The sequence below is a fragment of the Actinoplanes sp. NPDC021490 genome, from assembly GCF_055562135.1.
In genome coordinates, this window is record NZ_JBVHFW010000024.1 from 115,258 (window position 1) to 128,641 (window position 13,384).

Below are 13,384 nucleotides of genomic sequence, written 5' to 3' on the forward strand. Positions count from 1 at the left end.
GTCGGAGACAGTGGGTAGTATGCGCCGCCGCCTTCTCCCTGCTCTGCTCGTGTCGGCTGTCGCCCTCGCGGGCTGCGGTGACCAGGCCGGGCCGGCGGGTCAGACGCGGGACGGGAAGTTCGAGATCGTCACGGCGTTCTATCCGCTGCAGTTCCTGAGCGAGCGGATCGGAGGCGACGTGGTCAGCGTCACCAACCTCACCAAGCCGGGCGCCGAGCCGCACGACCTCGAGCTCACCCCGCGCCAGGTCGGCGACGTCGCCGGGGCCGGTCTCGCCGTCTACATCAAGGGCTTCCAGCCGGCCGTCGACGAGGCCGTCGGCCAGGAGGCCAAGGACAGGGCTTTCGACGCCGCCTCGGTGGTGCCGCTGCTGCCGGTGGGCGGCGACGACGAGCACGGCCATGAGCACGAGCACGAGGACGCGAGCGGCGAGGACCCGCACGTCTGGCTCGATCCCGTACGCCTGGCCACGATCGCCGAGAAGCTGGCCGAGCGCCTCGGTCAGGCCGATCCGGGGCACGCCGCCGGGTACACCGAGCGCGGCCGGGCCCTGAGCACCGAGTTGAACGCCCTGAACGCCGAGTTCGCCGACGGGCTCGAGAACTGCCTGCGCCGCGAGCTGGTCACCAGCCACACCGCCTTCGGCTATCTGGCCGCCCGCTACGACCTGCACCAGGTCGGCATCACCGGCATCTCCCCCGAGGCCGAGCCCTCCCCGCAGCGGCTCGCCGCCGTGGCCGCCGAGGCCCGCGAGACCGGCACCACCACCATCTACTTCGAGACCCTGGTGAGCCCGGCGGTGGCCGACACCATCGCCCGCGAGGTCGGCGCCAAGACCGCCGTGCTCGATCCGCTCGAGGGCCTCGTCGACCAGAAGGGCGACTACTTCACCGTGATGCGGCAGAACCTGACCGCGCTGACCACCGGATTGGGGTGCGGGGCATGAGCGTCGTTGCGGTACGCCACGCCGCGGTCGGCTACGACGGCCGCGAGATCCTGCACGACGTGTCGATGACCGTCGGCGCCGGCGAGGTCGTCGCGATCCTCGGCGCCAACGGCTCCGGCAAATCCACCCTCATCCGGACGATCCTCGGGCTGGTCGCGCTGAGCCACGGCCAGATCGACCTGTTCGGCACCCCGCAACGCAAGTTCCGGGACTGGGCCCGCGTCGGCTACGTGCCGCAGCGGCTCGGCGCGGGCAGCGGTGTGCCCGCCACCGTGGGCGAGGTCGTCGCCTCGGGGCGGCTGGCCCGGCGCGGCATCTTCCGCCCGTCCGGGTCGGCCGACCGCGCGGCGGTGCGCGACGCGCTGACCGACGTGGGTCTGCTCGACCGGATCGACGACCCGGTGACCACGCTCTCCGGCGGCCAGCAGCAGCGCACGCTGATCGCCCGCGCCCTGGCCGGCCGGCCCGACCTGCTGGTGCTCGACGAGCCCACGGCCGGGGTGGACGCGGCCAGCCAGGAGGCGTTCGCCGCCGCGCTGGGCCGGTTCGAGACCGCCGGCGGGACGATCCTGCTGGTCGCGCACGAGCTGGGCCCGCTGCGGCCGCTCATCGACCGGGCGGTGGTGGTGCACGAGGGCCGCATCGCGCACGAGGGCGCGCCACCCGAGCCGGCCGGTCACCACGCCGAACCCGACCACGACCACGTGCACCCGCACGCCGTCCCGCCCGCCGCGGGCATCTGCGTCGCGCCCGCCGACCGGATCACGGCCAACTAGCCATGGACCTTTTCCAGTACGACTTCATGATCCGGGCGCTGCTGGGCGCGCTGATCATCGGCCTGGCCGCGCCCGCGCTCGGCATCTATCTGGTGCAGCGGCGGCTCTCGCTGATCGGCGACGGCATCGGGCACGTGGCGCTGACCGGCGTCGGCGTGGGCCTGCTGCTCAACCAGTCCCCGGTGATCAGCGCCGTCATCGTCGCGGCGATCGGCGCGGTCGGTGTCGAGCTGATCCGCGAGCGCGGCCGCACCTCCGGCGATCTGGCCCTGGCGCTGCTGTTCTACGGCGGCATCGCGGGCGGCGTGGTGCTGGTCGCGCTCTCCGACGACGCGAACAGCAACAGCCTGGTGCAATACCTGTTCGGCTCGCTGATCACCACGTCGCCGCAGGACATCGCCGTGATCGCGGTGCTCGGGGCGGCCGTGCTGATCGCGATGCTGGTGTTCCGGCCGGCCCTGTTCGCGGTCTGCAACGACGAGGAGTTCGCCCGGGTCAGCGGCCTGCCGGTGCGCGCGCTCAATCTGCTGATGGCGGTGACGACCGCGGTGACGGTGACGATCGCCATGCGTACGGTCGGGCTTCTGCTCGTCTCGGCCCTGATGGTGATCCCGGTGGCCGCGGCGCAGCAGGTGACCCGCGGCTTCCGCACCACGATGGCCGCGGCGATGGCGATCGGCCTGGTCGCCGCCGGAGCCGGAGTGGTCGTCTCGGCCGAGGCCGACACCCCGCCCGGCGCCACCACGGTGATCCTGGCCCTGGCCGTCTTCGTCGCGATCACCATCGGCGCCGCCGGCCTGCGGATGGTGCGCCGGCGGTCCCATCCGCCCCGCGAGGTGGAGCCGCCCGACGTCGTTCTGCAGGAGGCCGGGGTCCGATGACGACGACGAGCGGTTACGAGGCGTACGAGTCCGCCGGTGAGCTGCTGCGGGCCCTGTCCGCGCCGATCCGGGTGGCGATCGTGGCCGAGCTGGGCGTGGGTGAGCGCTGCGTGCACGAGCTGGTGGAGAAGCTCGGCGCGCCGCAACCGCTGGTGTCCCAGCATCTGCGGGTGCTCCGCGGCGCCGGGGTGGTCCGGGGCGCACGACGTGGACGCGAGATCGCATACTCGCTGGTGGACGATCACGTGGCGCACATCGTCGCGGACGCGGTCAGCCATGCCAGGGAGGTCCGGTCGTGAGTGCCGAACAGAACGTCGCCCAGCGCAACACCAAGCAGCGCACGGCGGTGAGCGCCGTGCTGGCCGAGGCCGAGGGGTTCTACAGCGCCCAGGAGCTGCACGCCCGGCTGCGGGAGCGCGGTGAGCGGGTGGGCCTGACGACGGTCTATCGCACGCTGCAGGGCCTGGCCGACGCGGGCGAGATCGACGTGATGCGCCCGCCCGGCGGCGAGCACCTCTACCGCCGCTGCAGCCAGGGCCACCACCACCATCTGGTGTGCCGGGAGTGCGGCCGCGCGGTCGAGGTCGAGGGCCCGGCGGTCGAGTCGTGGGCCGACAAGGTGGCCAGCCGGCACGGCTACGTCGACGTCTCGCACACGATGGAGATCTTCGGCACCTGCCCGGAGTGCGCCGCCAAGTCCCGCTGACGCGCGGTCCACGTGGGACGCTGTGCGCGTGAAGCTCTATGCCGACCGGCTGCCCGCCGCCGTACGTCAGATTCTCACCGACATCGTCATAGTTCTGTGGATCTATCTCTGGGTGCGCGCCGGCCTCTGGGTCAACGACATGGTCGAGAAACTGGGCGTGCCCGGGGCCAAGCTGGAGACCGCGGGCGGCGGCATCGCCGACAACCTGACCGACGCCGGCAACAAGGTCGGTGACGTCCCGCTGGTCGGTGACCAGCTGGTCAAGCCGTTCAACGGCGCCGCCGAGGCCGCCCGGTCCCTGGCCGACGCGGGCCGTCAGCAGCAGGAAGTCGTCGACACGATGGCCATCGTGGTGGCTCTCGTGGCGGTGGCCGTTCCCTTCGCTCTCGTGATCTTCCTGTGGCTCCCGCTGCGGCTTCGATGGATGCGCCGGGCCGCGGTTGCTTCGGCCGTACGCGATCAGCCCGCCGGACGCGACCTGCTGGCCCTGCGCGCCCTGGCCTCCCAGCCGCTGAACCGCCTGGCCAAGCTGGGCCCGGACGTCGCGCAGAGCTGGCGCAACGGCGACGCGGCGGCGGTCGACGCGCTGGCCGAGCTCGAGCTCAAGCGGCTCGGTCTGCGGGCCGCTCGTCGCTGACCTCTTCGTTCTCCTCCTCGGCGTCGTCGTCGATCCAGTTGTGCCGGAACCACGGGATCGCGGCCCAGAAGGTGAGGAAGAAGGCGGCCGCGATGCCGGTGAAGAGGAACGCCAGCCAGCGGACCAGGATGAAATCGGTGACCAGCAGGACGCACGAGAGCATCGAGATCAGCAGGAACGCCAGGCCGCCGGTGGCCATGCGGTGGGCATAGCGCACGAGCTCGGGCTTGCGGCCCTGACGGAACAGCGCCCGGTGGAACGCGACGGGCGCGATGATCATGGCGGTGGCGGCCGCGGCGGCCAGCAGCGCCACCACGTACGTGTCCTTCTGGAACTGGGTGACGTCGGGGAAGCCGTTGCTGAACGGCAGGGTCAGCAGGAACGCGAACAGGATCTGGATGCCGGTCTGTGCGACCCGCAACTCCTGCAGAAGATCGGCGAAGTTGCGGTCCCAGCGTTGTTTCTCGGTCTCGTGCTTGATGCGCGCCTTCTCAGCCACCATGACGCTGCGGTTTCCCCTGATTCAACAGCAATCAAACTACGCCGATACGTGCGATGACCGCGTCGGCCAGCGCCGCCGGGGCCTGCTCCGGCACCCAGTGGCTGACGCCCCGCATCGCGACCATCTGATAGTCGGCCTCGACCCAGTCCCGGGTGCGCAGGGCGGCGGTCAGCGAGACCACACCGTCGCGGTTGCTCCAGACGTACGTGGTCGGCACGCGGATGATGCCGGGCCCGTCGGGCGAGTTGCCGGTGGTCGCGCGATACCAGTTCAGGCCGGCGGTCAGCCGGCCCGGCTCGGTTCGCATGGACTCGACGTATTTGTCGCCCTTCGAACCGATCGGCTTGAACATCGACCGCAGCACGGCGCCGTTGCGGGCGAGCAGGAGGCGCTCGGCCACCGGCGACTGGAAGACCTTGAAGTACGCCATCCGGGCCCGCTGCGTCGCCCGGACGCGCAGGGCCAGGCCCAGAGCCTTGGGGTGCGGCACCGAGACGGCGGTCAGCGTGCGGACCCGCTCGGGATGGGCCCCGGCCAGCCACCAGCCCACGGCCGCGCCCCAGTCGTGACCGACCACGTGCGCGGACTCGACACCGAGCGCGTCGAGCACGGCCACGGCGTCGGCGGCCGGCTCGGACAGGCGGTAGGCGCCGACGTCGGCCGGGCGGGCGCCGGGTGAGGTGCCGCGCTGATCCAGGGCGTACGTGCGCAGGCCCCTCTCATGCAGCCGCGGCGCGAGCAGGTCGAACTCGCGGTGGTCCTGCGGAAAGCCGTGCAGCAGCAGCACCGGACGGCCGTCGGACGGGCCGCCCTCGTACACGTCGAAGGTCAGGCCCCGCGCTTTGATCTCCATGTGATCACTCCCTCGCTGTCCCTTGACCGTGACCAGTGTTAGCGTCATCGAAACACACAGCGAGATTCGTTCATGACGGATGTGGGCCGTGGCTCGCCGCCGTTCGCGGACAGATCTCGTTCCGACAGGGGAGCGCACAGCGCTGAGAGTGCGGGCGACCGCAGACCCTCGCACCTGATCTGGGTAATGCCAGCGCAGGAAGTTCGGTCTTTTCTCCAGCCGCGTCGTGTCCGGGTTCCGGCCCGGCGACGGCGTGCGTCTCCTCCCGGTACTCACTGGGAGGTTCGTATGAACAACCGTTGGCGGACGATCGACATCGTCATAGCCTCGATCATCGCCGTGGCCTTCGGCGTCATCTTCTGGGCCTGGGGCCTGCTCTACAACGGCCCGGCCGACGCCATCCCGCTGCCCGGGCGGGCCCTGCTCTACGGCGTCTGGCTGGTCCCGGCCGTGCTCGGCGCGCTGATCGTGCGCAAGCCCGGCGCCGCCTTGTACACGCTGTCGCTGGCCGCGCTCGTCTCGGTGGCGATCGGCACGAGCTGGGGCTGGACGATCGCCGTCCAGGGCCCGCTCGAGGCCCTCGGCGCCGAGCTGATCTTCGCGATCTTCGCCTACCGGGTGTACCGCCTGCCGGTCGCCCTGCTGGCCGGGATGACGGCCGGCATCGTCGCCGCCGTCTACGACGTCTTCGTCTGGTATCCGGAGACCGCGTGGGGTTCCTTCCGCATCCCGTACGTCCTCCTCACCGCCGCCTCGTCGCTGGTCATCGCCGGGCTGGGCAGTGTGCTGCTGACCCGGGCGCTGGCCCAGACCGGTGTTCTGGACCGTTTCCCGGCGGGCCGCTCGCGCGCGCTCGTCTGATCTGGTGCGATTCCCGTCATGAGTGAGGTCGTCCTCCGCGATTTCGGCTGGCGCCATGCGGGCCGCCGGGCGTGGGCCGTTCGCGGGGTCGACCTGCACATCGCGAACGGCGAACGGGTGCTCCTGCTCGGTCCGTCCGGGGCCGGCAAGAGCACCCTGCTCGCGGCGCTGTCCGGGCTGCTGCCCGAGGACTCGGGTGAGGCCGAGGGCACGATCGAGATCGACGGCCTCGACCCGCGCAAGGCCCGCGCCGCCACCGACGCCGGGCACGGGGTGGGCATCGTCTTTCAGGACCCGCAGACCCAGCTGGTGATGGCCCGCAGCGGCGACGACGTGGCGTTCGGCCTGGAAAATCGGGGGGTGCCGGCCGCGCAGATCTGGCCGTGGGTCAGCGACGCCCTGGACCGGGTCGGCTTCCCCTATCCGATCACCCGCTCGACGGCCGCGCTGTCCGGCGGCGAGGCGCAGCGGCTGGCCCTGGCCGGGGTGCTGGCCCTGCGGCCCGGTCTGCTGCTGCTCGACGAGCCGACCGCGAACCTCGACCCGGCCGGGGCCGCGCTCGTGCGGGAGTCGCTCGGCCGTCTGTCCGGCACGACGACGATCCTGGTCGAGCATCGGGTGGCCGAGGCGTTGCCGCTGGTCGACCGGGTGGTCGTGCTCGAGCCGGGCGGCGGGGTGCGGGCCGACGGCGCGCCCGACGTGGTGTTCGCGTCCTACGGCGACCAGCTGGCCGACGAGGGCGTGTGGGTGCCGGGCTTCACGGTTCCGCCGCTCAAGTCGGCCACGGCGGCCACCCCTGATCTCGTACGGGCGGAGAACGTCTCGCTGGCCCATCGGCTCGCGCCGGTGACCCTCGGGGTGGGCGCGGGCGAGGTGCTGGCCGTGACCGGGCCGAACGGGGCCGGCAAGTCCACCCTGGCCCTGATGCTGGGCGGGCTGCTCGCGCCGACGGGCGGGCGGATCACCGGTTTCGGCGACTCCCGGCCGCCGCACAAGTGGCGCGCGGCCACGCTGACCGGGCGGATCGGGTCGGTCTTCCAGAACCCGGAACACCAGTTCGTCACGTCCCGCGTCGCCGACGAGCTGGCGGTCGGGCCGCGGCGGCTGGGCCGGTCGTCCGCGGCGGTCGCGGCCACCGTCGCCGACCTGCTCGACCGGCTGCGCCTGACCAAACTGGCCGGGGCCAACCCGTACACCCTCTCCGGCGGCGAGGCCCGCCGGCTGAGCGTGGCCACCGCCCTGGCCACCGCCCCGCGGCTGCTGGTGCTGGACGAGCCGACGTTCGGCCAGGACCGCAAGACGTGGATCGAGCTGGTGACCCTGCTGGCCGCCCTGCGCGACGACGGCCACGGCATCCTGGCCGTCACCCACGACGACGACTTCGTCCGGGCCCTGGCCGACCGCACCTTCCGGCTGGGCACCGTCCGCCGGCCCGACCCGCTCCCCCAACGCCGGCCACGCTCATGACCCTCACCTTCGCGCCGATCGCCAACCCGTCGGCGCCGCTCGCCCGGCGCAACCCGGTCGCCAAGCTGGCCGCCGCGCTGCTCTTCTCGCTGCCGCTGCTGGCCACTCTGGACCCCTTGACCCCCGCCATCGCGCTGGCCATCGAACTGGCCGTGGTCCCGCTGTTCGGCCTGCGCTATTCGACGCTGGCCCGGCGCGCGTGGCCGGTGCTGGTCGCGTCGCTGGGCCTGCTGGTCACGATGGTGCTGTTCTCGGCCAACCGCACCGGCACCCTGCTGCTCGAGCTGGGCCCGTTCGACGTCACCACCGGTGTCCTGACCTCGGCCCTCGGCCTGATCCTGCGGTTGTTCGCGGTGGCCGTGCCCGGCGTGCTGGTCTTCGCCACCACCGACCCGACCGACCTGGCCGACGCGCTGGTGCAGAACGCCAAGGCCCCGGCCCGTTTCGCCATCGGCGCGCTGGCCGCCTTTCGCCTGCTCCCGCTGCTGGGCGCCGAGTGGCAGATGCTCACCCTGGCCCGGCGGGCCCGGGGCATCGACGCCGGCCGCAACCCCGTGGCCGCCGTACGCCTCTTCGTCTCGACCGTGTTCGCCCTGCTGGTCGGCGCCCTCCGCCGGGGCGGCAGGCTGGCGGTGGCGATGGACGCGCGCGGCTTCGACTCCGGAATCCCGCGCACGCACGCCCGCCGGCAGATTTTCCGCGCCGCCGACACGACCCTGATCGTGGGCGCGCTCGCGCTGTCGGCGCTCGCGCTGGGCGTGACGATCGCCCTGGGCCTGTTCCGCCCGATCATCTGAGCCGCGTTTCGTGCCTCAGCCCGGGCCGTAGATCACGATCCAGTGGTCCCGTTCGGTGTCCTGCAGGATCTCGGCCTGAAAGGCCTGCCAGCCGCGGGCCGGGTGCCGCACGCGTTTCACACCCGACCGGCCGGCCGCCACCTCGCCCCGGGCCCAGTGACTCCGGAACCCGGCGCTGGTCGCCCAGAGCTGCGCTTGCAGGGACCGCAGATATTCGTCCTCCGGATATCGCCCGATCGCCGACCGCAGCTCGGCCGTGGCCCATCGGGCATACCGGTCGGCGCCCTCGTCCCCGAGCACGTGCCGGGCCGCCGCCGTGAAGCCCTGGTGGACGATGTTGCGCCGGAACCGGCTCGCACCGGTGACCGGCCCGAGAAGCTCCGCCGCGGCGGCATTACGGGCCAGCACGTCGAGGCGCCCGTCGTGCACGGTGACCGGAACGGTGTCATCGAGCCCGCGCAACAGCCGGACCAGCCCCGGGCGGACCTCGCTGTCCGGGGCGAGCGGTTCCACGGGCAGCTCCCCGGCCAGCCGGAACAGGTGATCGCGCTCGGTGGCGGTCAGAAGCAGGGCCCGGGCCAGCGCGGACAGGACCTCCCGCGACGGCCGGGGCACTCGCCCCTGTTCGAGGCGCGTGCAGTATTCGACCGAGATGCCGGCCGCCTCGGCCAGCTCCTGCCGGCGCAGCCCCGGCACCCGCCGCCGCGACACCCGCCCGTGCGAGGCCGGCCGGCTCGACCTGCTCGTCAACAACGCCGCCATCTCCACCACCCGCGCCGGCCAGGGTGACATGGCCGAGCTCCGCGCGATGTCGAGGCCGAGCGTCGCGGACCTCGACGAGGTGCGCGCCGTGTGGGAGGTGAACGTCTTCGGCGTCCTGGCGGTCTGTCAGGCCATGCTGCCGCTCCTGCGCGAGTCGTCCGGCGCGCGCATCGTGAACGTCACGAGCGCACTGGGCTCGCTCACCGCGGTGGCCGACCCGGCGTCCGCGCTGCATGCGGCCTACGAGCCCATCTACGCCGCCTCGAAGACCGCGCTCAACGCCGTGACCCTGGCCATGATGATCGAGCTGGAAGCCACCAGCATCAGGGTGAACCTCGTCTCGCCGGGCTTCGCGAACACCGCCCTGGTCAATTTCGAGGGCACCGAGCCGGTGCCGGACGCCGCCCGCGAGATCGTCCGCGTCGCCCGCCTCGGCCCGGACGGCCCGACCGGCACCTTCACCCTGTGGGACGACGTAACCATCCCTTGGTAACCGGCCCCAGTTTGTCCTGCGCCCGCGCATCCCGCACCCTGCACGCGATCGACGCCGTATACCAGCATCGGCCCCCGTTATCGGCGCGGGGACGTGCTTCGTAACGGCCGGTCGGCGCCCCGCCGGACGGCCCGAGGCGGGCTTACTTTCGGCAGTAGTGGGGGCCGGGACCACGTCGATAGCCTGGCCGGATGGGCACGCGCCGGCAGTGGGCTGGGGACGGGGTCATCGCGGCCGTTCTGGTGGCTCCGGTTCTGGCCAATCACGGGATGAGCGCCGACGTGCCTGGCGTTCTCGGGGCGCTGGCCGCGGGGGCTGTCATTGCCGGGACCCTGCGGCGCTGGCCGCTCGCGGGCCTGATGGTTGTCGTGCTGGGGACGCTCGTGGACGGGAACTTCGTGTTCGCGCTTCCGGTCCTGAGCTACTTCGCGGGGCTGCGCACCGAGCGGATCCGGGCCGTCGCGGCGGCTTTCGTGATCGTTGCGGCCGGCGGCACGACGCTCAACTTCGCCGTGCTGGGCACGAGCCGGGCCGAGTGGTTCTCCCTGACGATGACGCTGCTCCTGCTGGGCGTTTTCCCGTGGCTGGCCGGCCGCTACCGAGCGCAGCAGAAGCGGCTCGTTTCGGCGGGGTGGGAGCGGGCCGCGCGGCTCGAGTCGGAAAGGCGCATGGTCCGGTTGCGCGAACGTGCGCGGATCGCTCAGGAGATGCACGATTCGCTCGGGCACGAGCTGAGCCTGATCGCGTTGTCGGCCGGGGCGCTCGAGACGACACCGGGGCTGGCCGGCCGGGAACGCGCGGCGGCGGGGCGGATCCGGGAGTCGGCCGCCACCGCCACCGACCAGCTGCGCGAGATCATCGGCGTGCTGCGCGAGGAGGGTGAGGCCGCGCCGACGACGCAGGAGGACATCGGCGCGCTGGTCGCGAAGTCGCGTGACGCCGGGATGTCGATCATCGTGGAGACCGTCGGTGAGCTGCCCCGGAGCGTCGAGCGGACGGCCTATCAGGTGGTGCGGGAGTGCCTGACCAACGCGAGCCGGCACGCGCCCGGCGCCACCGTACGGGTCACCCTGCGCGACGACGGCGATGTGTCGACGATTGCGGTGGTCAACGACGCACCGGAGAGGGCGGGGGCGGCCGGGGCCACGGGGCGCCTCGGGCTGGTGGGGCTGCGGGAACGCGTACGGCTGAAGGGGGGAAGTCTGGTCGCTGAGCCGGCGCCGGACGGCGGTTTTCGCACAGTGGCCGAGATCCCGCGGTCGGGTGAGCCGGCGCCGGACGAGACCGGGGAGACCGAAATGCGTCGGCGGGCCCGTCGTAGCCTCGCGGCCGCGGTGCTGACTCCGGCCGTGCTGGCGCTGGTGACCGCGCTCGGTTACTACCCGTTCGCGGTGGCCGGGTCGGTGCTCGAGGAGTCCGCTTTTGATCGGATGCGCCTCGGCACGCCGCGGGCGGAACTGGCCGGGGCGCTGCCGCCGCGGGAAGCGCCCGGTGACCGGCCGGCCGGATGCGAGCTCTACAGCGACGGGAACTTCCCGATGGCCGACGCCGCCTACCGGTTGTGTTTCACCGAGGACCGTCTGAGCAGCAAGGAAAGGCTGAGATGAGCGTCCGTGTGGTGATCGCCGACGACGAGGCGATGATTCGCGCGGGGATCCGGGCGATTCTCGACAACGACGACGGCATCGAGGTGATCGGCGAGGCCGCGGACGGGGTGGAGGCGGTCGATCTCGTGCGCCGGCACCGGCCCGCGGTCGTGCTGCTCGACATCCGCATGCCGCGGCAGGACGGGTTGTCGGCGGCGGCCGAGATCCGCCGGCTGGTGCCGGACTGCGGGGTGCTCGTGCTGACCACGTTCGGTGAGGACGAGTACATCGTGAAGGCGATCGCGGCCGGCGCGGCGGGTTTCCTGCTCAAGTCGAGCGACCCGCGCGAGTTGACCGCGGGGATCCGGGCGGTCGCGGCGGGGGCGGCCTATCTGTCGCCGCGGGTCGCGCACCGGGTCATCACCGAGCTGGCCGGTCCACGTCTGGGTTCGGGGGCGGCCGCCCGGTCCAGGCTGGACGCCCTCACCGACCGGGAACGCGAGGTGCTCGCCCTGATCGGTGCGGGACTGTCCAATGCGGAGATCGGGCGCCGCTTGTTGCTGGTCGAGGGCACCGTCAAGGCGTACGTGAGCAGCGTCCTCAGCCGTCTCGGCGTGCGCAACCGCGTGCAGGCGGCCATCGTCGCCTACGAGGCCGGCCTGGTCTAAGCATCGCGCCGGGACAAAATCGCGCGTCCGGCGATCACGGCCACCACGGCCCAGGCCGTCACGATGAGCAGACCCACGATCGGCCCGTACGGGTCGGAGCCGCCCCGCAGGAAGTGGTCGCCGGCCACCCCGGGCAGGGCGTCGGCGATCCCGTTGAGGACGGCGATGTCCGGCACCTGCAGCAGCGGTGGCACGACGACGATCAGCATGAGCAGGACCACCAGCGTGATCACCGGGCCGCGCAGCGCCGCACCCGCGCCCACGGCCAGGACGCCGAGCACGGCCAGGTAGAGCCCGATCTGCGCGCTGTCGGTGAGCATGCCGCCGACCGGTCCCGGATCGTCGAGCAGCGACGCGGCCACGGACACCCCGGTCAGCCCGGCGGCGAAGCCGGCCACGAACGTCACCGCGGCGACGACCGCGCATTTGGCCAGCAGCAGCCGCCCGCGCGAGGGGATCCAGGTGAGCGTCGCCCGGATCGTGCCGGTGGAGAACTCGCTGGTCATCGCCAGCATGGCCAGCGCCAGGAAGGCCAGTTGGGCGAAGCCGAGGGCCAGCACGGCGACCGTCCCCGCGGTCACCGGCCCCTCGGAGTCGAGATCACCGTTCTGCGCGTACAACGCGTACTGCCCGGCGCCCGCGGCCATGAGGACCAGCGCCGAGACGAGAGCCCACCAGACCGTACGGGTGGTCCACAGCTTGGTCCATTCGGCGCCGATCGCCGCCCGGAGCTCGGTCATGACAGCAGGGTCCCCTCGGTGAGCTGGTAATAGGCGTCCTCGAGCGAGGCGTGCCCGGCGACGATCTCGTCGAGCGGCGCGTCGGCGATCAACCGGCCGCGGCCGATCACGATCAGGTGGTCGGCGGTCACCTGCATCTCGCTGAGCAGGTGGCTCGAGACGAACACGGTGCGGCCCTCGGCGGCCAGATCCCGCATCAGCCCGCGGATCCACCGCACCCCGTCCGGGTCAAGGCCGTTGACCGGCTCGTCGAGGACGACGACGGGCGGGTCGCCGAGCAACGCGCCCGCGATCCCGAGCCGCTGACCCATGCCCATCGAGTAGGTGCCGGCCCGTTTACGCGCGGCCTGGCGCAGCCCGACCAGATCGAGAACCTCGTCGACCCGGCGTACGGGAATCGCGTTGCTCCGGGCCATGGCCAGCAGATGGTTGCGGCCCGTCCGGCCCGGGTGCACCGCGGCCTCCAGCAGGGCGCCGACCTTGCGCAGGGGCCACCGGTACGACTCGTACGGCCGCCCGTCGAGCAGGGCGCGTCCCGTGGTAGGCCGGTCCAGCCCGAGGATCATCCGCATGGTCGTCGACTTGCCGGCGCCGTTGGGCCCCAGAAAGCCGGTGACCCGGCCCGGCCGGATCTCCAGATCGAGCCCGTCGACGGCGACCGTGCCGCCGAACCTTTTCGTCAGTTTCTCCAGAGTTATCTGCACGACCC

The 13,384-nt window shown here is 72.3% G+C and carries 16 protein-coding genes, 1 pseudogene and 1 riboswitch; of the genes and pseudogenes, 12 read left to right on the forward strand and 5 right to left on the reverse strand.

Annotated elements, in window-relative coordinates:
* Positions 1–19: 19 nt before the first annotated feature.
* Genes ACZ3I4_RS43350 through ACZ3I4_RS43375 form a run of 6 tightly spaced genes read left to right on the forward strand, consistent with a single transcriptional unit; the run spans position 20 to position 3,946 of the window.
* Positions 20–946, forward strand: coding sequence for a metal ABC transporter substrate-binding protein (locus tag ACZ3I4_RS43350; RefSeq protein WP_465387980.1), 927 nt, complete (start codon positions 20–22; stop codon positions 944–946).
* The gene (locus tag ACZ3I4_RS43355) at positions 943–1,722 is read left to right on the forward strand and encodes a metal ABC transporter ATP-binding protein (protein WP_465387981.1); all 780 of its coding nucleotides are present in this window, start codon (positions 943–945) and stop codon (positions 1,720–1,722) included. The genes ACZ3I4_RS43350 and ACZ3I4_RS43355 overlap by 4 nt, the downstream gene beginning before the upstream one ends.
* A 2-nt stretch (positions 1,723–1,724) precedes the next feature.
* Positions 1,725–2,603: a metal ABC transporter permease gene (locus ACZ3I4_RS43360; RefSeq protein WP_465387982.1), complete on the forward strand. Its 879-nt coding sequence runs from the start codon at positions 1,725–1,727 to the stop codon at positions 2,601–2,603.
* A complete protein-coding gene (locus ACZ3I4_RS43365) occupies positions 2,600–2,902 on the forward strand; it encodes an ArsR/SmtB family transcription factor (protein WP_133872604.1) in 303 nt (100 codons plus the stop codon). The genes ACZ3I4_RS43360 and ACZ3I4_RS43365 overlap by 4 nt, the downstream gene beginning before the upstream one ends.
* The gene (locus ACZ3I4_RS43370) at positions 2,899–3,309 is read left to right on the forward strand and encodes a Fur family transcriptional regulator (protein WP_465387983.1); all 411 of its coding nucleotides are present in this window, start codon (positions 2,899–2,901) and stop codon (positions 3,307–3,309) included. The genes ACZ3I4_RS43365 and ACZ3I4_RS43370 overlap by 4 nt, the downstream gene beginning before the upstream one ends.
* Before the next feature lie 28 nt (positions 3,310–3,337).
* Positions 3,338–3,946 (forward strand): hypothetical protein, encoded by a 609-nt coding sequence (locus ACZ3I4_RS43375; protein ID WP_465387984.1) that lies wholly within the window; start codon positions 3,338–3,340, stop codon positions 3,944–3,946.
* On the opposite strand, the gene ACZ3I4_RS43380 is transcribed toward ACZ3I4_RS43375, so the two are convergent.
* Both ACZ3I4_RS43380 and ACZ3I4_RS43385 read right to left on the reverse strand, forming a co-directional pair.
* Positions 3,912–4,448 carry a DUF6328 family protein gene (locus tag ACZ3I4_RS43380; protein WP_465387985.1) on the reverse strand — a complete coding sequence of 179 codons (537 nt, stop codon included), beginning with the start codon at positions 4,446–4,448 and terminating at the stop codon, positions 3,912–3,914. The genes ACZ3I4_RS43375 and ACZ3I4_RS43380 overlap by 35 nt on opposite strands.
* A 31-nt stretch (positions 4,449–4,479) precedes the next feature.
* A complete protein-coding gene (locus ACZ3I4_RS43385; protein ID WP_465387986.1) occupies positions 4,480–5,301 on the reverse strand; it encodes an alpha/beta fold hydrolase in 822 nt (273 codons plus the stop codon).
* A 116-nt stretch (positions 5,302–5,417) separates the two neighbouring features.
* Positions 5,418–5,520, forward strand: a riboswitch (TPP riboswitch).
* Positions 5,521–5,589: 69 nt separating this feature from the next.
* Between ACZ3I4_RS43385 and ACZ3I4_RS43390 the strand changes: the two genes are divergently transcribed.
* The 3 genes from ACZ3I4_RS43390 to ACZ3I4_RS43400 are packed head-to-tail and all read left to right on the forward strand — an operon-like array spanning position 5,590 to position 8,426.
* Entirely contained in the window at positions 5,590–6,162 is a 573-nt protein-coding gene (locus ACZ3I4_RS43390; protein WP_465387987.1) for an ECF transporter S component, read from the forward strand.
* Positions 6,163–6,180: 18 nt separating this feature from the next.
* A complete protein-coding gene (locus ACZ3I4_RS43395; RefSeq protein WP_465387988.1) occupies positions 6,181–7,629 on the forward strand; it encodes an ABC transporter ATP-binding protein in 1,449 nt (482 codons plus the stop codon).
* Entirely contained in the window at positions 7,626–8,426 is an 801-nt protein-coding gene (locus ACZ3I4_RS43400; RefSeq protein ID WP_465387989.1) for an energy-coupling factor transporter transmembrane component T family protein, read from the forward strand. Before ACZ3I4_RS43395 ends, ACZ3I4_RS43400 begins: the two co-directional genes overlap by 4 nt.
* Before the next feature lie 15 nt (positions 8,427–8,441).
* Here ACZ3I4_RS43400 and ACZ3I4_RS43405 read toward each other — a convergent pair whose 3' ends face one another.
* The gene (locus ACZ3I4_RS43405; RefSeq protein WP_465387990.1) at positions 8,442–9,137 is read right to left on the reverse strand and encodes a helix-turn-helix domain-containing protein; all 696 of its coding nucleotides are present in this window, start codon (positions 9,135–9,137) and stop codon (positions 8,442–8,444) included.
* Here ACZ3I4_RS43405 and ACZ3I4_RS43410 point away from each other — a divergent pair.
* From ACZ3I4_RS43410 to ACZ3I4_RS43420, 3 genes are all read left to right on the forward strand, one after another.
* Positions 9,061–9,681 carry an SDR family NAD(P)-dependent oxidoreductase gene (locus ACZ3I4_RS43410; protein ID WP_465387991.1) on the forward strand — a complete coding sequence of 207 codons (621 nt, stop codon included), beginning with the start codon at positions 9,061–9,063 and terminating at the stop codon, positions 9,679–9,681. The two genes, ACZ3I4_RS43405 and ACZ3I4_RS43410, sit on opposite strands and share 77 nt — an antisense overlap.
* A 191-nt stretch (positions 9,682–9,872) precedes the next feature.
* A complete protein-coding gene (locus ACZ3I4_RS43415) occupies positions 9,873–11,288 on the forward strand; it encodes a sensor histidine kinase (protein WP_465387992.1) in 1,416 nt (471 codons plus the stop codon).
* Entirely contained in the window at positions 11,285–11,935 is a 651-nt protein-coding gene (locus tag ACZ3I4_RS43420) for a response regulator (RefSeq protein WP_465387993.1), read from the forward strand. Before ACZ3I4_RS43415 ends, ACZ3I4_RS43420 begins: the two co-directional genes overlap by 4 nt.
* Here ACZ3I4_RS43420 and ACZ3I4_RS43425 read toward each other — a convergent pair.
* Together ACZ3I4_RS43425 and ACZ3I4_RS43430 are read right to left on the reverse strand one after the other, a co-directional pair.
* The gene (locus tag ACZ3I4_RS43425) at positions 11,932–12,675 is read right to left on the reverse strand and encodes an ABC transporter permease (RefSeq protein ID WP_465387994.1); all 744 of its coding nucleotides are present in this window, start codon (positions 12,673–12,675) and stop codon (positions 11,932–11,934) included. The genes ACZ3I4_RS43420 and ACZ3I4_RS43425 overlap by 4 nt on opposite strands.
* 56 nt (positions 12,676–12,731) lie before the next feature.
* Positions 12,732–13,373: pseudogene (locus tag ACZ3I4_RS43430) on the reverse strand (ABC transporter ATP-binding protein); the annotation flags it as partial.
* Positions 13,374–13,384 lie beyond the last annotated feature (11 nt).